Origin of the sequence: Kitasatospora sp. NPDC048365 (assembly GCF_043200835.1) — a bacterium.
GTDB classification, from domain to species: domain Bacteria; phylum Actinomycetota; class Actinomycetes; order Streptomycetales; family Streptomycetaceae; genus Kitasatospora; species Kitasatospora terrestris.
This window is the reverse complement of the sequence record NZ_JBICYJ010000001.1, coordinates 72,806-92,943: the sequence shown is the minus strand read 5'-3', so window position 1 is coordinate 92,943 and position 20,138 is coordinate 72,806. Positions and strand designations below refer to the sequence as shown.

The following is a 20,138-nucleotide window of genomic DNA, read 5'->3' as shown; positions in this document are numbered from 1 at the left end:
TCAGGCACTTTTCCGCGGCGCCGTACCATCAAGGCATGGCCAACGAGACTGAGGTTGCGGCCGGTGTGACGGAGGAATCCGTCCGCGAGGCCCTGGCGACCGTGCACGACCCGGAGATCAACCGCCCGATCACCGAGATCGGCATGGTGAAATCCGTCGGGATCGCCGACGGCGGCGCGGTGAGCGTCGGCGTCTACCTGACCGTCTCCGGCTGCCCGATGCGCGAGACCATCACCCAGCGGGTCACCGACGCGGTGTCCGCCGTCCCCGGCGTGACCTCGGTCGCCGTCGAGCTGGACGTGATGAGCGACGAGCAGCGCCGCGAGCTCTCCACGCTGCTGCGCGGCGGCGCCCCCGAGCGGGAGATCCCGTTCGCCAAGCCCGGCACCCTGACCCGGGTCTACGCGGTCGCCTCCGGCAAGGGCGGCGTCGGCAAGTCCTCGGTGACCGTCAACCTGGCCGCCGCGATGGCCGCCGACGGCCTCAAGGTCGCCGTGGTCGACGCCGACATCTACGGCCACAGCGTGCCCCGCATGCTCGGCGTCGAGGGCCGGCCCACCCAGGTCCAGGACATGATCATGCCGCCGTCCGCGAACGGCGTGAAGGTCATCTCGATCGGCATGTTCACCCCCGGCAACGCGCCCGTCGTCTGGCGCGGCCCGATGCTGCACCGCGCCCTCCAGCAGTTCCTCGCCGACGTCTACTGGGGCGACCTCGACGTCCTGCTGCTCGACCTGCCCCCGGGCACCGGCGACATCGCCATCTCGGTCGCCCAGCTGGTCCCCAACGCCGAGATCCTGATCGTCACCACCCCGCAGATGGCCGCCGCCGAGGTGGCCGAGCGGGCCGGCACGATCGCCCTGCAGACCCACCAGAAGATCGTCGGCGTCATCGAGAACATGTCGGGCATGCCCTGCCCGCACTGCGACGAGATGATCGACGTCTTCGGCACCGGCGGCGGCCAGACCGTCGCCGACGCGCTCACCCGCTCGGTCGGCGCGACCGTCCCGGTGCTCGGCTCGATCCCGATCGACGTCCGCCTGCGCGAGGGTGGCGACGACGGCCGCCCGGTCGTCCTGGCCGCCCCCGACTCCCCGGCCGGCGCCGCCCTGCGCGCCGTCGCCGGCAAGCTCGGCGGCCGCCAGCGCGGCCTCTCCGGCCTCTCTCTGGGCCTCACCCCCAAGAACAAGTTCTGATCACACAACGGGCTGGTCAGCGGCGGGGCACTCTCCCGACCCGCTGACCAGCCTGTTTACTGTCGCCAGCTGTCAATGCTGGTTGGCCTTGGTGGACCTCGCACGGCCCGAGGGCGGCCCGGAGCCTGTACGGTCTGGGAGCATGTCGGACGTGATCACGATTGACGTCGGCCTGGTGGAAGACGAACGCCAACTGCACGAGCTGCTGGGGCGTGAACTGGACTTCCCATCGTTCTACGGCCGCAACTGGGATGCGTTCTGGGACGCAGTGACGGGCTTGGTTGAGATCCCCAGCCATCTCCGGTTCATTGGCTGGGCACGCCTCTTGGAGAACGTGCCACGCGGAGCCGCCATGCTCGCCTCTCAACTCGACAGGTACCGCCGCGAGTACCGACCCGATCTGAGAGTCGAATTCGACGGGCCAGCCAGCTCCGATACCTGAGCTTGGGAATCTCACCAACCGATCTTTCTTGCAACTGCCCTGACGTGCGGCTATACCGCCCGCGGCGCCGTCTGAGGCCCTCATCATCGGGTTGTCATTGACCGTGATTTACCGCCCGCCGCCGCCTCTTGGGGCACGGGCGGGGCACGGGTTCGGTGACACCGTGGTCAGGCAATCCCCAAGGCGCCATCAGCCAGGAGCAGGAGCCCGGCTCCCATCATGACCGTGCCTCCCGATAGAAACGCCACCCCGACGATGCGTCGGATGAGGCGGTAGTCCTTCCTCTCGGAGACCCCGCCCCCGAAGAGCTCCGATTCGCTCTTGAACGCCTGGTAGCCAACTGCGACAAACACTGCCGCGAAGGCCATGACGAACAGACCCGCTGCAACTGATGGCGGCGAGTCCTGTGTGGACCCACTATTGAACTTGAATTCGTGATGTCGGTCAGCCATCGAGGACCAGGCTGGCCCCGGCCAGGCAGCCGTCGACCAGGTCCGGGCGGTACTGGATCTGCTTGAGCCTGCGCTTGACGGCGCGGGTGATCTGGCCAAGGTCGGCTGCGGCGAGGTTGCCGATGTCACGCTTGACCAGCGACCAGACGCCCTCCTGCGGGTTCAAGTCCGGCGAGTAACTCGGAAGCTGGAAGACGGTGAGCCAGTCCGCGTGGTCGGCGATGAACTGCCGCATCGGTTCAACCAAGTGCATGCGAAGGTTGTCCCATACGAGCACGATCGGGCCGCCGAGCTGGATGTGCGCCCTGACCAGCAGGTCGCGCAAGTCGCGCCAGCCGATGCCCTTCGGCTCGCCCTTGCGGCCCCGGTACTCGCGGATCGAGTAGAACATCCGGGATCGCTTCCCCGGGCTGTAGCAGGTCAGCCCGGCCATGGACACCCGGCCCGAGCCTCGGCCGCGTACCCGGACCACCGGCGTGCTGCCCTTGCGTCCCCAGCTCCGGGCTCGCGGCGGCGTCATCGACTGGCCGGCTTCGTCCTCGAAGACGATCCAGCCGTTGCACGCCGCCGCGGTGCTCTTACCAGCGGCCAGGTCTCCTTCCTCCAGACCTCGACCGCCTGGTCGTCGCGCTCGATCGCCCGCCGGGCGGGCTGCTGCCAGGACCAGCCGTGCCGCTTCAGCAGCTGCCAGGTGCCCTCCACCGTGTAGCTCACGTGGAACAAGCGACCGATCAACGTCTTGATCCGCGCCAGGGTCCACCGCTGGTCCGCCCAGCCGTGAGCCAACGGCCCGCGCTCCAACTCCCTCTCCAGCCTGGCGATCTGCACGTCGCTGAGCCTCGGCCGGCCAGGCGATCCCTTCGACAGGACCCCGGCCTCGCCGCGCTCGCGCCAGGTCCGGCGCCATCGCTCCACCGATCGCTCGCTGACCCGCAACGCGGCAGCGATCTCCCGGTTCCTCTGCCCGCCCTCGAAGCGTTCCACGGCCTGCAGCCGAACCCGCTCCCGCGCGGCCCTCCCAGCGTCGGTCAACCCGCCGCCCTGCGCGTATCTCACGGTCCAGAGCTACCGGAACGGACCGGCCACCGTCAGGCGAACGGCTCCGACATCACCCAATCAAGTTCAGTAGCGAGATGAACCATGATCCCCCTTGATCCCCCTGTCGACCGGCATCGTAGCCCTCCGGCCTACCTGCGGCGAGCGTGGTCACGCGGGCGGTGGAGTCTCAATAACTGAGTCACGCTGCCGAGTCACCCGCCTCCGGAGGGCGGTGCGCGCTCACCCTGAGTGACCTGCGAAGATGTGGCCTCGACCGAGCCTTGCGACTCGGCCCGCTGTAGCCCCAGGTTGACCGTGGCGTACCGCTCGACCTGGCACGCCTGTGGCACGGAGCGGGCCGATGATCATTGTGGAATCTGGTCACCGGTCGGCCAACCGAAGCAAGGCTCAGTGAAGGATGGAACCATGGGTGCCCCAATGCCGGTTGAGACGTGGGCCGAGGATGCGCGGTATGCCGCGCGCTTCCTCGCAGAGGCACTTGACGAGAACGTGGACAGGGTGATGGAGATGCCCTTGGAATTCGCCAGCGTCCTCGACCAGGCGTTGGCGGATCTCGACGTCTCAGCACTCGAAGAGGACGAGTTCATCCGGCTTAGCTGGCGCATCACAGCCTTCCTCGCCGAGACTCTCATGAGTATGCATGGCGGACGGTGGGACTGGATCGAGGGTGATGATGATACGGCCATCGGCATCTGGGTGCTGACCGGCTGGGATTGCCTTCCCGAAGCCTGCCCGCAGGTAGTAAACCCGGCCCAGGTCGTAATCGACGAAATGCGCCAAGCCAAGCCGAGCTTCGTAAGGATGGTGAACACCGCCGTCGCCTTGAGTGGCGTCCGGGTGTTTGCATTCTGAGCTGGACGGCTACCAGGCATTCGCGGGTGGTGGAGCGGTTTTGGCCGGTGTCCTGTCTGGTCTGGGTCCGAGCATGATCGGGGGGCCGTAAGCTGTTGCGACTCGGTCAGGGCTCTTTGGGCCTGACCGCAATTTGGCCGAGTGGCCCCCCGGTCTTGCTCGGTGCGGGTCCCGGTCCTGGCAGGTGGGTAAAACCGTGGAGCCGCCCGCCCTCAGCCACGGCGGGGTTCTGGGCTCAGCCCTCTTCTGCCGTCCGTCCGCCGGCGCGGCCGGGGCGCCGCCGGAGCGGGGCGAAGACAGGAGCGTCGGCGAGCGGCCAGGGCCGCGCGCTGGCGCGCTGTGCGCGCCTTGATGAAGTAGCGAAACTCGTAACAACCACTCCCCCATCCACCCTCTCTCCCCCGCCGGGCCAGGATGTGGTGCGGTCCGGCTACGCGTCGAAGTCGTACTCCAGCACGTAGGAGGCCGCGTCCAACGTCATCTCGTTAACCTCGACGGCCCGGCCCTGCTCGGCGAATGCAGTGCGGCAAACGAGGATCACCGGGGTGCCTGCGGCGAGCGACAGCCGGTCCGCCTCGGCCTTGGTGGGCATTCGGGAGCGGATCTCCTCGCGGAAGTGCACCGGCTTCGCGCCGATCTCGGCCAAGCGGGCGTAGGTGCCACCCGGGCCGGTCTCCTCCTGGGTGATGAGCGTGCCCGCCACCAGGTCGGCCGGCAGGTAGGAGGTTGAGAGCAGGACGGGCTTGCCGTCGAGCACGAAGCGGCGACTCCTGACGCAGGTTGCGTCGCCCGGCTCGACCCCGAGCACACCGGCCACATGCTCCGGTGCACCCTCCTCGGTCACGGCCACCTGGTCCACGACAAGAGTGCGGTTCTCGATGTCGGCCGACCAGATCGAGCGCCCCGACCCCCACTGCTCCTGGGCCAGGCGCTGGATGCCCCGCCGGCGGAGCGGCTTGAAGTCGCGGACGAAGACCCCCGCGCCCTTGCGGGCCTCGGCGATGCCCTCGCTCTGCAGGACGCCTAGGGCTTGGCGGGCCGTCATTCGGGCCACGCCGTAGGTCTCCATCAGGTCGTTCTCGCCGGGCAGCCGATCGCCGGGACTGTACTCACCGGACTCGATCGCCGCCTTGAGCGCGTTGGCGATGCGCTGGTACTTGGGCTGCTTCTCGCTGCCGCCGCTGGCCATCGCTGCTCCTCCCTCTTCTCTAGACATCCTAGGGCCCGGCCATGTCGCGGGCGAGCAGGGAGGCGCTTGACATCTCTAGAGATGAGTAGTTCTCTAGAGATGTAAGACGTCGGCAGGCAACGAAGAGGGGACGGCGCTCCACCGCCAAGCAGCGCGCCGTCCCCTTCACCCCTCGTTCAAGGGAGTTCCATCATGCCCGCTTCGTTCGTGGCTCCGCTCGCCTTGGTCACCAATCTGTGCCCCTCCTGCTCGGGTTCGCTGTGGGTCGTGGACCTCGACGGCGGGCTCTCCGGCACGGTCGGCTTGCTGGTGCCGTGCGACTGCGTGTCCGACCTCTACGGCATGGGTGGCCAGTGCCCTTGCCACGTCTGGGTGTGGGATGAGAACGGCGGCCACACCGGCTGGATCCCGGTACCGGCTGACGAGTTCGACGACGACGCGCCGTTCTTCCGCCGCTGCACCGAGCACGCCCCGGCCGTCGTGCCTCTGCTGGCGGTGGCTGCGTGACCCACGCTCCTGCTCTCCCCGGTGGGGCGGACCGGCTCGCGTTAGCCGACCTGGCCCGGCTCGCCTCCCGGGGAGACCTCCCCAAGCTCACCGAGCAGATCCGTCGTACCGGCGGGTGCTCGAACCCGATCCACCTCAAGGGCTTCCGCACCCTCACCCACGCCCCAACCGGCGCAGTCTGGCACCGGTACTCCACCGACCACGAACCCGGACACCGGCTCAAGGTCGCATGCGGCAACCGGCGCGCCTCCCGCTGCACCTCCTGCGCCCGCACCTACTCGGCGGACACCTTCCACCTGATCCGCGCCGGACTCGCCGGAGACACCTCGAAGGGCGTCCCCACCACGGTCCGGCAGCACCCCCGGGTCTTCGCCACCCTCACCGCCCCGAGCTTCGGCCCGGTCCACAACCGACCCGACCACGGCCCGTGCCGCTGCGGACTCACCCACCCTGCCGGCGCCTCGGTGCTCGGCACGCCGCTGGACCCGGAGCGGTACGACTACGCGCATGCGGTGCTGTGGAACAACCACGCCCCCGACCTGTGGCGCCGCTTCACGATCTACCTGTTCCGCACCCTCGCGAAGATGGCCGGGCTCTACCAGCGGGAGTTCAAGGAGCAGGCGAAGATCTCGTTCGGGAAGGTCGCCGAGTACCAGCGCCGTGGTGCCGTGCACTTCCATGCCGTGATCCGGATCGACGGCCCTGCCGGACCCGACACGCCTCCGCCCGCGTGGGCGACCGTGGCGCTGCTGGACGACGCGATCCGCGTTGCTGCCCGCCGTGCCGGTGTTCCTCTGGCCGGTGCCGGAGAGCACCCCGCCCGGGTCCTCCAGTGGGGAACACAGGTGGACGTCCGCCCGATCGGCGCCTTCGCGACCGGGGAGATCAGCGAACAGGCCGTGGCTTCGTACGTCGCCAAGTACGCCACCAAGTCGGCTGAGGCCACCGAGACCGTGGACCGCCGGATCCTGGAGCGCCACGAACTCGACCGACACGACCTGCCCGCTCACACCCGGCGGTTGATCGAGACCTGCTGGGACTTGGACAGCCTCTATCCGGCACGGCTGCTGGCGCACTGGTCCCACATGCTCGGCTTCCGGGGCCACTTCTCCTCGAAGTCGCCCACCTACTCGACCACCCTCGGCGCCCTCCGCCAGGTACGCGCCGACTACCGCGCCGACCAGGCCCGAGCCGACCTCCGGGAACGGCTCCTCACCGCCGGACTCCCGGACCTGGACGACCTCCCCGAGGCGGAAACCCTCGTGGTCGCCCACTGGGCCTTCGCCGGAGCAGGCAACAGCCCCGGCGAATCCATGCTCGCCGCCACGATCGCCAGGGACCTGTACGAACGCCGCACGACCGACCGGCAGGAGATGAACGCGCTGATCGCGCGAGAAGAGAAGGAGAACGCATGGCTATGAGGGGGGAACTGCCCGACCGCTACCTGACCCCGGTGGACCTGGCGTCGCTGCTGGGCATCCCAGTGGAGACCGTCTATCAGTGGCGCCGCAAGCGCATCGGACCGCCCGGTTTCCGGGTCGGCCGGCACCTACGCTTCGACCCGGCCAAGGTGCACGCCTGGATCGAGACGCTGACCGAGGGGGCTGCCGCCTGATGGCCGGACACATCCAAGACCGCTGGTACAAAGCCGAGTTGGGACCGGACGGCAGGGCCCGCAAGGCCAAGGCAGACCGCCACGGCACTGGCATGCGGTACCGGGCTCGCTTCATCGGCCCGGACGGCAGCGAGAAGAGCAAGTCGTTCCCGGACCGACAGAAGCGTCAGGCCGATCAGTGGCTCGCTCAGATCGAAGCCGACATGGCACGCGGGCAGTTCATCGACCCCAACGCCGGGCGCATCACGGTCAAGCAGTTCTCCGAGAAGTGGCTGGCGTCGCTCACCATGGACCCACTGTCGTACGTCACCACCGAGCAGCGCATTCGGCTGCACGTCGTGCCCCATCTCGGCACACGCCCGCTGGCGTCGCTCCGGCCGTCCGACGTCCGCGAATTGCTGGTGAAGCTCACGGAGCGCGGCCTGTCTGCGGCAAGCCAGCGAGGGGTGTTTGCCAACCTTGGCACCATGCTGACTGCCGCTGTCGAGGACCGGCTGATCCCGAGCAACCCCTGCCGGTCGACGTCGGTCAAGGCCCCGAAGCTGGATACCCGCAGGGTCACGCCGTGGCTGCTCGATCAGGTCCTGGCGGTACGCGCTGCTCTTCCCGAAACTCACCGTCCACTCGTGGACCTGGCTGGCGGATGCGGCCTGCGCCAAGGGGAGACCTTCGGCTTGGCCGTGGACCAGGTGGACTTCGCCGAAGGCACAGTCCACGTCGTCCGGCAGATCCGGCTCATCCGTAACCGGCCGGTCTTCTCACTGCCGAAGGGAGGCAAGGCCAGGTCTGTCCCGCTTCCGGAGACCGTGGCTCGGGAGCTGCAAGCACACATCGCAGCTCATCCCCCGGTCAGCATCACGCTCCCCTGGGTCCACGTGGACGGTCCGCCCGTCACCGCAAGCCTGCTGTTCTTCGACAGGAAGCGGCGCCACCTGCACCGCCACGAGTTCAACCGGACCATCTGGCGTCCGGCACTGGCCTCCGCCGGCGTCCCGCTCGGCCGCGACAACGGCATGCACGCACTGCGGCACTTCTACGCCTCGGTCCTGCTCGATGCCGGGGAGAGCATCAAGGCCCTGAGCGCATACCTCGGTCATCACGACCCGGGCTTCACACTCCGCACCTACACGCACCTGATGCCGAGCAGCGAGAAGCGGACCAAAGAGGCGGTCGACCGCATCTTCGGGCGCGGTCCCGATGCGGCTGACGGCCCCACGACGGCCCGGGGGCCCGAGTGACCCACTTCCTCCGCAGGTCAGAGGGCATCCCGCCCGAGTTGAACAAGTTCTGACGGTTCTGCACTCGATCCTCCGTACGTCCGCCGACCACCGCCCCGACCGGGGAGACTGGTCGGCGGATGTCGTTTGTCAGGAATCGGATTTTCTGGAGGGGCCGGCGCTGGATGGTGATCGCATCGGGGGGAGCCTTGGGTGAGAAGTCCTTCCTCCGCACGGACCTGGCATCCGCCGACGCATGCCTGCGAGCTCTGCTCGATCACTTGGAGGCCGAAGGGCTGTCGCCTTCCGCCCCTCCGCTCCACGTCGGGACGAGGGCCCCGATCGCGGACGGATCAGGCCCCATCCTGGGTGTCCATCGGGACCGTCGGGGCACCGTCGAGATTCCCGAGCCCCGCCGGGTTGTCTTCCATCGGCTCCAAGAACTTCAGTGGGTCAAGGTCACGGGCCGCGAGCGGGGCGGGTGTACCGCACCCCCAAGGACAACCTGGTCATAGAAGACCCGCGCCGAGAGATCAAGCTGCTCCAGCTGCCCTGACCGCATGGTGATCAGGACGACCCCGGCAGGGTCGCAGGGCCGAGAATGTGCACCGAATGTACTCGTTCCGCCACCAGGAGGAATCGTGACTCGCCCGCACGCGTCCCGGATCATCATCGTCCCGTGCTCCAACCGCAAGGACCCTGCTGCGGGGCTGCTTCCGGCCGAGGAGCGTTACACGGGGTCGTACTACCGTGCATCCCGAGCTGCGGCGAACGCCATCGCCCTGCATTACGGCGGGCAGATCCTGATCCTCTCGCCCAAGCTCGGACTGCTGGACCCCCGGGAGGGGATCCCGGACTACGACACCGTCTGGCAGAGCCCCGACGCAAAGGCCATGGACGCAATCCGTCAGGACGCCGAGCGGCTGGGCGCGACGGGGTTGCCCGTCGTCGCCCTGGTCAGCGCCGAGTACGTCCGCCGGATAGGTGCGATCCTGCCCGGCTCAGAGGTGACGACTCCGTTGAAGGGGCACCGTTACCTCGAACGCTGCTACGCCATTGCCCGTGAGCCGGAGCTGGCGGCGGGGTACATCCGCTGATACCGGGGCGCCGCCGCGACCCTTCAGCGACCGTTGTAGACGGTCAGGTCGGGGGCGGTGGTGAAGCCGGTGCCGTAGGCGGAGACGCCGCGGCCGTAGGCGCCGAGGAGGACGCCGGGGGCCTCGCCGGCCAGGACCCAGCCGTACTCCGACTCGCGGTAGCGGAAGGGCTGCGGGAGACCGTTGACGGGCAGCATGAGCGAGGACCAGCCGGGGCCGTCGAGGTCGTCGGCGAGGTCCCAGGCGAGGGCGGACTGCTGGTCGAGCCAGTCCTGGCGGAGCGTGCGGTCGAGGTTGCCGGGCCAGGTGGCGGCGAGCAGCCCGGAACCGGCCAGCCAGGCGGCCGAGGAGGCCGAGGTGGCCTCCAGGGTGCCGGTGTTGTCCGCGGAGCGGCGTCCGGGGCGGCGGGCGACGGTGACCACGACGGCGAAGCGGCGGATGTCGCGGGCGTCGCGCGGGTCGGCCTGCCGGGCGGGCTCGTCGCCGTGCCCGAGGGTGCCGTAGTCGGCGGTGGCGGGGGTGTCGGCGGTGGCGCGGCCGGTGTGTCCGGCGCCGACCTGGCCGAGCCAGCGGCGGCCGGTCCAGCCCTCGTCGAGGCCGTACCAGGGGAAGTCGGCGGCCAGGTAGGGCGCCAGCGGGTCGATCGGGCCCGCTTGGGCCCCCACCGTGCGCGCGGTGGCGGTGGCCCCCGTGCTCCCGGTTGTCGTCGCGTCCATCCCCGGTCCTCCTCAGGCGACTGGCTCCGGCCGGAGCGCGCTCCATGGTGGCGCACCGCGGCTGCTCCGGCGCGCATTCCGGCGCCGACACGTCCGGTGGTGACGGACGGCGACGACGGACCGCGCGGCGGAGTCAGTCAGCACAATAGCGGCGGATGCGCCGACGCCCCGTCCACGGGGACGGGGCGTCGGGCGGGCGGGGCGGGACGGCTCAGGTGGCGTCCGGGTCGAACGGGGGCCGTTCGCCGGCGGCCAGCGGCGCGGCCGCGCTCGCGATCGGCGAGGCCGGCTTGCTGAGGTCGGTGCGCGCCGCGGTGGCCGCGGAGTCGCCGTTCAGCGTGGACTTGAGGTCCAGGCCGTCCTTGATCTCCTTGAAGCCCAGCGGGTCGTCGTTGCCGCCCAGCAGCTGCTTGCGGACGAAGGTCTTCGGGTGCAGGTCCTCGAACTCGAAGTCCTGGAACTGCGGGCCGAGCTCGCTGCGGATGTCCTCCTTCGCGGTGTCGGCGAAGGAACGGATCTTACGGATGAAGCCCATCGTGTCCTGGATGAGCTTCGGGAGCTTGTCCGGCCCGAAGATGACGATGGCCATGATGGCCAGCGTCACGACCTCCAGCCCGCCTATGTCTGAAAACACGTGTGCTCCCCAGCGCCCGACTACGGTCTTCTACAGGGTAATGGAGCCGCAGGTTAGCGCAGCAGACCGTGCGGGTCACCCGGCTCGACCGGGCCGAACCGGCCGCGCGAGGGGTAGTCGCGGTAGTCGACCGAGAGCTGGGCGTTGACCGGGGCGACGCCGCCGACCGGGGTGACGCTGGTGGGGCGCTGGGCGCCGCCGGAGGCGGCCGGGAGGCTGCCGACGCTGCCGAGGGTGACGGCTGCGACGGAGACGGCGCCGGCCGCGGCGAAGACCAGTCGGCGGCCGCGCGGGGCGGTGCGCAGGACCGGGGTCTCGGCGACGGCGGCGAGCGGGCGCGGCAGCGCGGACTGGCCGCGCCGGCCCGCGAAGGGCTCACCGAACGGGCGGCGGGCGCGCGGGTCGATCCCGGGTATCGGGGTGTCCGCGCCGAGCGCGCCACCGCCGAAGGTGGAGCCCGCGCCGCGGCCGAACGAGCCGCCGGTCAGCCGGCTGCCGCCGAACACGCCGGTGGACGGGCCGGGCTCGTCCCGCCCGGTGTGCGGGTCGGTCACGGAGTGCGGCGGCTGCGGGCCGGGCCCCTGGGCGCCGTCGGAGTCGTCCGGCAGGGCGGCGACCGCCAGCAGCCGGGCCATCAGCATCGAGGACGGCGGCGGGGTGCCGGTGCCGTGCAGGGCGCGTTTGACCGCGCGGGCCGACTCGGCCTCCGCCAGGCAGTCCGGACAGGTCGCCAGGTGGGCCTGGACCCGCTCGCGGGAGTCGTGGCCGAGCTCGCCGTCCAGGTACGCCGAGAGGCGGTCGCCGAGGTGCTCCTCGACGGCCGGCTCGACCGGACGCACCGGCAGGGCGCGCAGCTCGGGCGCGGCGACCGGCGCGGGCTGCTCGGAGCGCCGGGCGAGCTGCGCCCAGCGGGAGCGGCTGCCGCCTTCCGTGCGGCCCTCGCTCATGAGCCCCTCCGATCGCTGTCGGCGGGCTCCGCGCCGACCGGCACCGGTTCGGCGGAGCCGCCGCGGCGGGCCCGGCCTGCGGCCGTGTTCGGCGCGCGGTGCTTGAGCGCGGCGCGCAGGTGCGAGCGGCCGCGGTGGATCCGGCTGCGGACCGTGCCGAGCTTCACGCCCAGGGTGGCGGCGATCTCCTCGTACGAGAGGCCCTCGATGTCGCAGAGCACCACGGCGGCGCGGAACTCGGGCGCCAGGGTGTCCAGCGCCTGCTGGACGTCGGCGTCGAAGTGGGTGTCGCTGAAGTGCTGGGCCGGGCTGGGCTCACGGCTGGGCAGCCGCTCGGCGGCGTCCTCGGCGAGGGCGTCGAAGCGGATCCGCTGGCGTCGGCGCACCATGTCCAGGAACAGGTTGGTGGTGATCCGGTGCAGCCAGCCCTCGAAGGTGCCGGGCGTGTAGGTGGAGAGCGACCGGAAGACGCGGACGAAGACCTCCTGGGTGAGGTCCTCGGCGTCGTGCTGGTTGCCCGTGAGGCGGTAGGCCAGGCGGTAGACCCGGGCGCTGTGCGCCTCGACGATCTCCTCCCAACTGGGCGGCGTCCAGCTCTGCGCGTCGGGGCCCTCGGCGAAGGTCGCGAGCGTGCCGACGGTCTCGGTCGTCGAGTCGTCTTCGTCCGACTTGTCCAGGGGGGAGTGCAGAGTCTGGTTCATCACGGGCTTCGGCGTACGGGCCGACGCAATGCCGCGGGAGTGCCGCTGCACAGGGACGTCGCCCTCGGCCACACCTCCTCGGTCGGCTCTTCTGCCCAGCAGAGCCACCACCATATCCACCTCACCCGTCGGATCCGGATAAAAGCGATTGAAAGCCAACCCGTAGGACTTCAACGGCCAGCCGCCGAACACGGTTCCCGCCCGGCCAGTAGTCTGTGCCGGGAAATGTCGACATCGGGTCGGCACCACCGCTGCGGAGGGGCAGCCATCACCGAATTCGGGCCGGCGCGGGTGGCGCTCGCCGACACCTATGTCGGCGAGGACGCGGTGCTGACCTACGCCCGCGCACTGTCGGCCCGCACCGGGATCCGGGCGATCGGCCCGAGCGGCGGCGCCTGCCTGCGGCTGCTGGCCGCCGCGCTGGACGCCAAGGCGGTCGCCGAGATCGGCACCGGCACCGGCGTCTCCGGCGTCTACCTGCTGCGCGGGATGCGGCCGGACGGGGTGCTCACCACCGTCGACTCCGAGCCGGTGCGCCAGCAGTACGCCCGCGAGGCGTACCACGCGGCCGGCTTCGCCCCCAACCGGGCGCGGTTCATCCCCGGCCGGGCGCTGGACGTGCTGCCGCGGCTCGCGGACGGCCAGTACGACCTGGTGTTCTGCGACGGCGACCCGGCGGAGTCCCAGTCGTACCTTGCAGAATCGTTGCGCCTGCTGCGGCCCGGCGGGATGGTCTGCTTCGAGGGCGTCTTCCAGGAGGGCCGGCTCGCCGAGCCCGAGCTGGACGACCCGCAGACGCACGCCGTCCGGGAGCTGGTCCGCGAGGTCCGGGAGAGCGAGCTCCTGCTGCCGGCGCTGCTGCCGGTCAGCGACGGGCTGCTCTGCGCGGTCAAGCGCCACTGAGCGGCGAACGTCACCGGCGCCGGCGGCCCCGGACGAAAACCGGCGGCCCCGGAAGACAAAGAAGGCCCGGGCCCGTCGGAGTGACGGACCCGGGCTCTCCCAGGATCAGAGGGGATACCTGCCGACGTCAGCCGCAGGCCTTCTTCAGCGCCTCGCCCAGGGCATCGGCCTCGTCCGGCGTGAGCTCCACCACCAGGCGACCGCCGCCCTCGAGCGGGACTCGCATGATGATGCCCCGCCCCTCTTTGGTGACCTCGAGCGGGCCGTCACCCGTCCGCGGCTTCATGGCCGCCATGCTCGTTCCCCTTCCTGCAACCGCTCAGCTACGTACCGGCAGTCCGTCCACCGCCGGTATCGAACGCATTGATCGGAAGCCATTATCCCGCATGCGACGCCCGGATGACCAACATCACTCTCTCCGCACACCCGCCCGGACCGGGCCGAAACCGCCGATTACCTGCCGGAAGCCGCATCCCGCCGCGGGCCGACACGCACCCCGAAGGTGCGGCACCTCACACTCCCCAGCCGGGCCGCCGCTCCGGCATGCTGGCGGACGACCACCCACGAACCCCGGGAGCCCTCGCCCATGACCGACACCGTCAGCCACGAGCTCGACGGCGGCCTGGCCGTCGTCACCATCAACCGCGCCGACGCGATGAACGCCCTCGACGTCGCCACCAAGGTCGCGCTGCGGGACACCCTGATCGCCGTCGCCGAGGACAGCGCCGTCCGCGCCGTCCTGCTCACCGGCGCCGGCGACAAGGCGTTCTGCGTCGGCCAGGACCTCAAGGAGCACCTCGGGCTGCTCAAGCGCCAGGAGGAGACCGGCGAGGGCGCGCTGCGCACCGTCGCCGAGCACTACAACCCGCTGGTGCGGGCGCTGGCCGGGATGCGCAAGCCGACCGTCGCCGCGGTCAACGGCGTCGCGGCCGGCGCGGGCGCCTCGCTCGCCTTCGCCTGCGACTTCCGGATCGTCGCCGACACCGCGGGGTTCAACACCTCGTTCGCGGGCGTCGCGCTGACCGCGGACTCGGGCGCGTCCTGGACGCTGCCCCGGCTGGTCGGGCACGCGAAGGCCACCGAGCTGCTGATGCTGCCGCGCACCGTCAAGGCCGACGAGGCGCTCTCGCTCGGCCTCGCCACCCGGGTGGTGCCGGCCGCCGAACTGGCCGCGACTGCACGGGAGTTCGCCCAGCGGCTGGCCGAGGGGCCGACCGTGGCGTACGGCGCGATCAAGGAGTCGCTGGCCTACGGCGCCTCGCACTCGCTGAGCGAGCTGCTCGACAAGGAGGACGAGCTGCAGACGCTCGCCGGGCAGAGCGAGGACCACGCGATCGCGGTGCGGGCGTTCGTCGCCAAGGAGAAGCCCGCCTACGTCGGACGCTGAGCCCCCGCCGGGCGTCCCGGGGCCTGTCGTCGGGCAGGCCTCAGCGGGGCGCCCGGTACTCGCAGTCCACCAGGTGGTCGTTGACCAGGCCGCAGGCCTGCATCAGGGCGTACGCCGTGGTCGGGCCGACGAACCGGAAGCCGTGCTTCTTGAGGTCCTTGGCCAGCGCGGTGGACTCCGGGGTGACCGCGGGGACGTCCGCGAGGGTCCGCGGGGCCGGCCGGGCGGGATCGGTGGCGTACCGCCAGACCAGCGCGTCCAGCTCGCCCTCGCCGAGGTCGAGCGCGGCCCGGGCGTTGGCGACGGTGGCCTCGACCTTGGCCCGGTTGCGGATGATGCCCTCGTCCTGGAGCAGGCGCTCCACGTCGGCGGGGCCGTACTCGGCGACCCGCTCGATCTCGAAGCCCGCGAACGCCGCCCGGAAGCCCTCGCGGCGCCGCAGGATGGTGATCCAGGACAGCCCCGACTGGAAGGCCTCCAGCGAGATCCGCTCGAACAGCGGGCCGTCCCCGTGCACCGGCACGCCCCACTCGGTGTCGTGGTAGACCCGGTAGTCGTCCGCCGAGTCGCCCCACGGGCAGCGCAGCAGGCCGTCCGCGCCGAGGACGGCGGCGGTCACTTCAGTTCCTTGCGCTGCTCGGGCGCGGCCGGCTTCTCCTCCGGCTCGACGACCTTGGCGAAGGACTCCAGACCCGGCAGCGGCTCGCCCGCGCCCGCCTCGGCGCCCGCGCCGGCCTCGACCGAGCCGCGGACCACCGCGACGGCCTCCAGCTCGGCGATCCGGGAGTCGCGGACGGCCAGCTCGGCGCCGAGCCGGTCGAGGATGTCGTCGACCTCCTCCATGCGGTAGCCGCGCAGCGCCATCGGCAGGCGCAGCTCGTCCACGTCGAAGCGGTTGAGCGGACGGTCCTGCGGGAGGCGGGGGACGAGCCGGTCGTGCTCGGCCTCCGGCAGCGAACCGCCACCGCCGAGCGCCACCAGCGCCGCACCGCCGACCACCACGGCCATCGCGGCCACGATCACCCAGAACACGAGTCGTCCTCCGTCAGTCCCCGGTACGCCACGGCCGGTGGGATCATGGTCCCTGTGTAGGCCGGGGCCCATCATTGCACCCGGGCGAGCTGTGGAGGAGACACCGGTGGCACTACGTCTTGGCCCGTGCGAATTCGGCCCCGACGAGCTGGTGATCATGGCGATCGTCAATCGCACTCCGGACTCCTTCTTCGACCACGGCGCGACCTTCGCCGACGAGCCGGCGTTCGCGGCGGCGGAGCGGGCGGTCGCCGAGGGCGCGGCGATCCTGGACATCGGCGGGGTGAAGGCCGGCCCCGGCGACGAGGTGACGGTCGAGGAGGAGCTGCGCCGGACCGTGCCGTTCGTGGCGGAGCTGCGCAAGCGCCACCCCGACGTGGTGATCAGCGTGGACACCTGGCGGCACGAGGTCGGCGAGGCGGTCTGCGAGGTCGGCGCGGACCTGCTGAACGACGCCTGGGGCGGGGTGGACCCGAAGCTGGCGGAGGTCGCGGCCCGGTACGACGTCGGGCTGGTGTGTACGCACGCGGGCGGCGCCGAGCCGCGGACCCGGCCGCACCGGGTCGGGTACGAGGACGTGATGGCCGACATCCTGGGCGTGACCGTGGGCCTCGCCGAGCGGGCGGCGGAACTCGGGGTGCGGCGGGACGCGCTGATCATCGACCCGGGGCACGACTTCGGGAAGAACACCCGGCACTCGCTGGAGGCGACCCGGCGGCTGCCGGAGATGACCGCGACCGGATTCCCGGTGCTGGTCTCGCTCTCCAACAAGGACTTCGTCGGCGAGACGCTGGACCGGCCGGTGGACGAGCGGCTGCTCGGCACGCTGGCGACCACCGCCGTCTCGGCCTGGCTGGGCGCGCAGGTCTACCGGGTGCACCAGGTGGCCGAGACCCGGCAGGTGCTGGACATGGTGGCCTCGATCCGCGGCACCCGGCCCCCGGCGGTGGCCCGCCGAGGGCTGGCGTAACGGCTCAGATCTCGGTGCCGGCGGGGCGGCGGCTCTCCTCGAGGATCTTCAGCACGTCGTCCACGTCGTCGGTGACGTGGAACAGTTCGAGGTCCTTCGGGGCGGCCTTGCCCTCGGCGACCAGGGTGTTCTTCAGCCACTCGACCAGGCCGCCCCAGTAGGAGCTGCCGAAGAGGATCACCGGGAAGCGGGTGACCTTCTTGGTCTGCACGAGGGTGAGCGCCTCGAAGAGCTCGTCCAGGGTGCCGAGCCCGCCGGGCAGCACCACGAAGCCCTGCGCGTACTTCACGAACATCGTCTTGCGGACGAAGAAGTAGCGGAAGTTGAGCCCGAGGTCGACGAACTCGTTGAGGCCCTGCTCGAAGGGCAGCTCGATGCCGAGGCCGACGGACAGCCCGCCGGCGTCCGAGGCGCCGCGGTTGGCGGCCTCCATCGCGCCGGGGCCGCCGCCGGTGATGACGGCGTACCCGGCCTCGGCGAGGGCCCGGCCGATGGCCACGCCCGCGGCGTACTCGGGCGAGTCGACCGGCGTCCGGGCGGAGCCGAACACGCTGATGGCGGCCGGGAGTTCGGCGAGGGCGCCGAAGCCCTCGACGAACTCCGAGGTGATCCGCCAGACCCGCCAGGGGTCGGTGTGCAGCCAGTCGGTGGGGCCGGTGGTGTCCAGCAGGCGCTGGTCGGTGGTGCTGGTGCCGACCTGGTCGCGGCGCAGCAGCACCGGACCCTTCTGCTTCTCGGGCCAGGGCTTCTTGCGTTCGGGCGCGGCGGCTTCCTCGGGTCCGTGCCCGTAGTGCTTGTCATCTCCGGTGGCTGTCATGACGAAACCCTACGCCCGGCCGCCCGACATTCCGGGGAACACCGGGCAACGCCCGGATTTCAGCTCAGCCAGGCCCGCAGGCGCTCCTCGGCCTCGGCGATGGCGGTCAGCGAGACGTGCTCGTCGACCTTGTGGGCGAGGTTGGGGTCGCCCGGGCCGTAGTTGACCGCGGGCACGCCGAGCGCGCTGAACCGGGCCACGTCGGTCCAGCCGAACTTGGCCCGGGGCTCGCCGCCGATCGCCGCGACGAAGTCCCGGGCGGCGGGCTGGGAGAGGCCCGGCAGGGCGCCCGGGGAGACGTCGACCAGGTCCAGGTCGTAGCCCTCGAAGACGGAGCGCAGGTGGGCCTCCGCCTCCTCAACGGTGCGGTCGGGGGCGTACCGGAAGTTCACGTGCACCCGGCACTCGTCCGGGATGACGTTGCCGGCCACGCCGCCCTCGATCCGGGTGGCGTTCATGCCCTCGCGGTACTCCAGGCCGTCGATGACCACCCGGCGGGGCTCGTACACCGAGAGCCGGCGCAGCAGTTCGGCCGCCTTGTGGATGGCGTTGTCGCCGAGCCAGCTGCGGGCGGAGTGCGCGCGGGTGCCGCGCAGCACGATGTCGCAGCGCAGGCTGCCCTGGCAGCCGCCCTCGACCACACCGCCGCTGGGCTCCATCAGCACCGCGAAGTCGGCGGCCAGCCACTCCGGGTGGGCCTGGACGAGCACGCCGAGGCCGTTGCGGAACGCCTCGACCTCCTCGCAGTCGTAGAAGACGAAGGTGAGGTCGCGGTTGGGCTCGGGCAGGGTGGCCGCGAGGCGCAGCTGCACCGCGACGCCGGACTTCATGTCCGAGGTGCCGCAGCCCCAGAGCAGGTCGCCGTCGACCCGGGAGGGCACGTTGCCGGCGATCGGCACGGTGTCGAGGTGGCCGGCCAGCACCACGCGCTCGGCCCGGCCCAGCTGGGTACGGGCGACGATGTTGTTGCCGTGCCGGTCGACGGTGAGGTGGGGGTAGGCCCGCAGCGCGTTCTCGACGGCGTCGGCGAGGGCCTTCTCGTTCCCGCTGACGGAGGGGAAGTCGACGAGCCGGGCGGTCAGCGCTCCGCCGTCGATGGTCAGGTCGAGGGGCGTGTCAGGGCTGCTCATGGTCGGCAACTGTACCGGAACGGTTCACTCTCCGTAACGAACGCAACCGGTGGCGGCCGTACAACCGTCCGACCGGTTACGGTGTCCGCGAACGGCGGGACCGGAGCGAGAGGAGCCGCAGGTGACCGAGCACGCCGAGGGCACGGACGGCGGGCAGGCCGGGCGCGGGCGGCGGCCGTGGGGCCGGATCGCGGTGGGTCTGGTGGCACTGTCCGTGGTCGGCGGCCTGGTGCTGTACCTGAACCGCGAGCACCTGACGCTGCCGCCGGAGGGCTGCACGGTCTCGACGACCGCCGGCTCGGGCACGCTGGACCTGCCGGCCGCCTCCAACGCGGCCACCATCACCGCCGTGGCGATGTCCCGCGGGTTGCCGGAGCGCGCGGTGACCATCGCGCTGGCCACCGCGATGCAGGAGTCCAAGATCCACAACCTGGAGGGCGGCGACCGCGACTCGATCGGCCTGTTCCAGCAGCGGCCCTCGCAGGGCTGGGGCACCGCCGACCAGATCAAGGACCCGGTGTACGCCACCAACAAGTTCCTGGACGGCCTGGTGAAGGTGCCCGGGTACGCCCGGATGCCGCTCACCGACGCCGCCCAGCAGGTGCAGAAGTCCGGCTACCCGCAGGCGTACGCCAAGCACGAGACCAATGCGACGCTGGTCTCCTCCGCACTGACCGGGCGCGAGCCGGCCGCGCTCAGCTGCGTGGTGCACGACCTGGCACAGCCCGCCGCCGACCCCTCCCCCGCGCCGGGGCAGCAGCCCACCGACCTGGGCGAGCGGATCCGCCGCGAGTTCGGCAAGGTCGTCACGGTCACGCCGGGCACGCCCGCCGCCAAGGACCCCCGCAAGGTGCTGGTGCTCACCCCGCAGGCCACCGCGAGCGCCGACTCCGGCCCCGGCGCCGCCCGCCAGGTCGGCTGGGCGGCCGCCCAGTGGACCGTCGCGCACGCCGTCGAACTCGGCGTCGGCGCGGTCGCGTTCGACGGCAAGGTGTGGCGGGTCGACAAGCCCGCGGACGGCTGGAAGGCGCAGACCTCCGGCGCCACGGCCGACCGCGTGACGGTGACCCTGGGCGCCCCCGCCAAGAAGTGACGGTGCACCCGGTTGACGGACTGGTGATCGGGTTACCGCTCTCCGGGTGATTCCGGTCAACCGCGCCCACCCCCGGGTTTCGCGGCCATTTTGCTTGCGGCGCAAGGGAAGTGACGTTCCCTCGCGGGCTTCTCGCGTCCCCTGCTTGGGGTTTGCTTTACCTTGACCGGCCGAAACCTTCT

General features: G+C 71.1%; 25 protein-coding genes. 12 read left to right on the top strand and 13 right to left on the bottom strand.

From position 1 onward, the window contains the following. The first annotated feature begins 35 nt into the window (after nt 1–35). Nucleotides 36–1,196 carry an Mrp/NBP35 family ATP-binding protein gene (locus tag ACGFX4_RS00445; RefSeq protein WP_345698848.1) on the top strand — a complete coding sequence of 387 codons (1,161 nt, stop codon included), beginning with the start codon at nt 36–38 and terminating at the stop codon, nt 1,194–1,196. Between the two features lie 142 nt (nt 1,197–1,338). Continuing rightward, a complete protein-coding gene (locus ACGFX4_RS00440; RefSeq protein WP_393068949.1) occupies nt 1,339–1,638 on the top strand; it encodes a barstar family protein in 300 nt (99 codons plus the stop codon). A gap of 167 nt (nt 1,639–1,805) precedes the next feature. Here the strand turns inward: ACGFX4_RS00440 and ACGFX4_RS00435 are convergent, their stop codons facing one another. The 3 genes from ACGFX4_RS00435 to ACGFX4_RS00425 are packed head-to-tail and all read right to left on the bottom strand — an operon-like array spanning nt 1,806 to nt 3,146. Next, nucleotides 1,806–2,090, bottom strand: a complete 285-nt coding sequence (locus ACGFX4_RS00435; protein WP_393068947.1) for a hypothetical protein — start codon at nt 2,088–2,090, stop codon at nt 1,806–1,808. Beyond that, complete coding sequence (locus ACGFX4_RS00430) at nt 2,083–2,610, bottom strand: transposase (RefSeq protein WP_393068946.1); 528 nt, start codon at nt 2,608–2,610, stop codon at nt 2,083–2,085. The genes ACGFX4_RS00435 and ACGFX4_RS00430 overlap by 8 nt, the downstream gene beginning before the upstream one ends. Then, the gene (locus ACGFX4_RS00425) at nt 2,607–3,146 is read right to left on the bottom strand and encodes a winged helix-turn-helix domain-containing protein (RefSeq protein ID WP_393068944.1); all 540 of its coding nucleotides are present in this window, start codon (nt 3,144–3,146) and stop codon (nt 2,607–2,609) included. Before ACGFX4_RS00425 ends, ACGFX4_RS00430 begins: the two co-directional genes overlap by 4 nt. 408 nt (nt 3,147–3,554) lie before the next feature. On the opposite strand from ACGFX4_RS00425, the gene ACGFX4_RS00420 reads away from it, so the two are divergent. Then, on the top strand, nt 3,555–4,001 hold the full coding sequence (locus tag ACGFX4_RS00420) for a hypothetical protein (protein ID WP_393068942.1): 447 nt from the start codon (nt 3,555–3,557) through the stop codon (nt 3,999–4,001). A gap of 430 nt (nt 4,002–4,431) precedes the next feature. Here ACGFX4_RS00420 and ACGFX4_RS00415 read toward each other — a convergent pair whose 3' ends face one another. Then, complete coding sequence (locus tag ACGFX4_RS00415) at nt 4,432–5,190, bottom strand: GntR family transcriptional regulator (RefSeq protein WP_393068941.1); 759 nt, start codon at nt 5,188–5,190, stop codon at nt 4,432–4,434. Nucleotides 5,191–5,382: 192 nt separating this feature from the next. Between ACGFX4_RS00415 and ACGFX4_RS00410 the strand changes: the two genes are divergently transcribed. From ACGFX4_RS00410 to ACGFX4_RS00390, 5 genes are all read left to right on the top strand, one after another. Continuing rightward, nucleotides 5,383–5,697, top strand: coding sequence for a hypothetical protein (locus tag ACGFX4_RS00410; RefSeq protein WP_393068939.1), 315 nt, complete (start codon nt 5,383–5,385; stop codon nt 5,695–5,697). Beyond that, nucleotides 5,694–7,118 carry a replication initiator protein RepSA gene (repSA, locus tag ACGFX4_RS00405; RefSeq protein WP_393068937.1) on the top strand — a complete coding sequence of 475 codons (1,425 nt, stop codon included), beginning with the start codon at nt 5,694–5,696 and terminating at the stop codon, nt 7,116–7,118. The genes ACGFX4_RS00410 and repSA overlap by 4 nt, the downstream gene beginning before the upstream one ends. Continuing rightward, complete coding sequence (locus ACGFX4_RS00400; RefSeq protein WP_393069317.1) at nt 7,115–7,312, top strand: helix-turn-helix domain-containing protein; 198 nt, start codon at nt 7,115–7,117, stop codon at nt 7,310–7,312. The genes repSA and ACGFX4_RS00400 overlap by 4 nt, the downstream gene beginning before the upstream one ends. Beyond that, a complete protein-coding gene (locus tag ACGFX4_RS00395) occupies nt 7,312–8,550 on the top strand; it encodes a tyrosine-type recombinase/integrase (RefSeq protein WP_393068936.1) in 1,239 nt (412 codons plus the stop codon). Before ACGFX4_RS00400 ends, ACGFX4_RS00395 begins: the two co-directional genes overlap by 1 nt. A 620-nt stretch (nt 8,551–9,170) precedes the next feature. After that, the gene (locus tag ACGFX4_RS00390) at nt 9,171–9,626 is read left to right on the top strand and encodes a DUF6884 domain-containing protein (protein WP_393068935.1); all 456 of its coding nucleotides are present in this window, start codon (nt 9,171–9,173) and stop codon (nt 9,624–9,626) included. Nucleotides 9,627–9,649: 23 nt separating this feature from the next. Here the strand turns inward: ACGFX4_RS00390 and ACGFX4_RS00385 are convergent, their stop codons facing one another. From ACGFX4_RS00385 to sigE, 4 genes are all read right to left on the bottom strand, one after another. Beyond that, nucleotides 9,650–10,342 carry a hypothetical protein gene (locus ACGFX4_RS00385; protein WP_393068934.1) on the bottom strand — a complete coding sequence of 231 codons (693 nt, stop codon included), beginning with the start codon at nt 10,340–10,342 and terminating at the stop codon, nt 9,650–9,652. A gap of 211 nt (nt 10,343–10,553) precedes the next feature. Beyond that, entirely contained in the window at nt 10,554–10,976 is a 423-nt protein-coding gene (locus ACGFX4_RS00380) for a sec-independent translocase (protein ID WP_393068933.1), read from the bottom strand. A 53-nt stretch (nt 10,977–11,029) separates the two neighbouring features. After that, nucleotides 11,030–11,923, bottom strand: a complete 894-nt coding sequence (locus ACGFX4_RS00375; RefSeq protein ID WP_393068932.1) for an anti-sigma factor — start codon at nt 11,921–11,923, stop codon at nt 11,030–11,032. Next, nucleotides 11,920–12,624, bottom strand: a complete 705-nt coding sequence (sigE, locus tag ACGFX4_RS00370; RefSeq protein WP_393069315.1) for an RNA polymerase sigma factor SigE — start codon at nt 12,622–12,624, stop codon at nt 11,920–11,922. The genes ACGFX4_RS00375 and sigE overlap by 4 nt, the downstream gene beginning before the upstream one ends. Nucleotides 12,625–12,849: 225 nt before the next feature. On the opposite strand from sigE, the gene ACGFX4_RS00365 reads away from it, so the two are divergent. Continuing rightward, nucleotides 12,850–13,527: an O-methyltransferase gene (locus ACGFX4_RS00365; RefSeq protein ID WP_345698834.1), complete on the top strand. Its 678-nt coding sequence runs from the start codon at nt 12,850–12,852 to the stop codon at nt 13,525–13,527. A 127-nt stretch (nt 13,528–13,654) separates the two neighbouring features. On the opposite strand, the gene ACGFX4_RS00360 is transcribed toward ACGFX4_RS00365, so the two are convergent. Next, on the bottom strand, nt 13,655–13,822 hold the full coding sequence (locus tag ACGFX4_RS00360; RefSeq protein WP_014137929.1) for a DUF3117 domain-containing protein: 168 nt from the start codon (nt 13,820–13,822) through the stop codon (nt 13,655–13,657). Nucleotides 13,823–14,113: 291 nt separating this feature from the next. On the opposite strand from ACGFX4_RS00360, the gene ACGFX4_RS00355 reads away from it, so the two are divergent. Beyond that, on the top strand, nt 14,114–14,914 hold the full coding sequence (locus ACGFX4_RS00355; protein WP_393068929.1) for an enoyl-CoA hydratase/isomerase family protein: 801 nt from the start codon (nt 14,114–14,116) through the stop codon (nt 14,912–14,914). A 40-nt stretch (nt 14,915–14,954) separates the two neighbouring features. On the opposite strand, the gene ACGFX4_RS00350 is transcribed toward ACGFX4_RS00355, so the two are convergent. Next, nucleotides 14,955–15,533, bottom strand: a complete 579-nt coding sequence (locus ACGFX4_RS00350; RefSeq protein ID WP_393068927.1) for a DNA-3-methyladenine glycosylase I — start codon at nt 15,531–15,533, stop codon at nt 14,955–14,957. Continuing rightward, nucleotides 15,530–15,946 carry a DivIVA domain-containing protein gene (locus ACGFX4_RS00345; protein ID WP_393068926.1) on the bottom strand — a complete coding sequence of 139 codons (417 nt, stop codon included), beginning with the start codon at nt 15,944–15,946 and terminating at the stop codon, nt 15,530–15,532. The genes ACGFX4_RS00350 and ACGFX4_RS00345 overlap by 4 nt, the downstream gene beginning before the upstream one ends. 157 nt (nt 15,947–16,103) lie before the next feature. Between ACGFX4_RS00345 and folP the strand changes: the two genes are divergently transcribed. After that, nucleotides 16,104–16,916: a dihydropteroate synthase gene (gene folP / locus ACGFX4_RS00340; protein WP_393069313.1), complete on the top strand. Its 813-nt coding sequence runs from the start codon at nt 16,104–16,106 to the stop codon at nt 16,914–16,916. A gap of 4 nt (nt 16,917–16,920) precedes the next feature. Here the strand turns inward: folP and ACGFX4_RS00335 are convergent, their stop codons facing one another. Together ACGFX4_RS00335 and dapE are read right to left on the bottom strand one after the other, a co-directional pair. Further along, nucleotides 16,921–17,733: a TIGR00730 family Rossman fold protein gene (locus ACGFX4_RS00335; protein WP_393068925.1), complete on the bottom strand. Its 813-nt coding sequence runs from the start codon at nt 17,731–17,733 to the stop codon at nt 16,921–16,923. Between the two features lie 59 nt (nt 17,734–17,792). Then, on the bottom strand, nt 17,793–18,863 hold the full coding sequence (dapE, locus tag ACGFX4_RS00330) for a succinyl-diaminopimelate desuccinylase (protein WP_345698829.1): 1,071 nt from the start codon (nt 18,861–18,863) through the stop codon (nt 17,793–17,795). A gap of 121 nt (nt 18,864–18,984) precedes the next feature. Here dapE and ACGFX4_RS00325 point away from each other — a divergent pair, with 121 nt between their 5' ends. Further along, nucleotides 18,985–19,956, top strand: coding sequence for a hypothetical protein (locus tag ACGFX4_RS00325; RefSeq protein ID WP_393068924.1), 972 nt, complete (start codon nt 18,985–18,987; stop codon nt 19,954–19,956). The last annotated feature ends 182 nt before the right edge of the window (nt 19,957–20,138 follow it).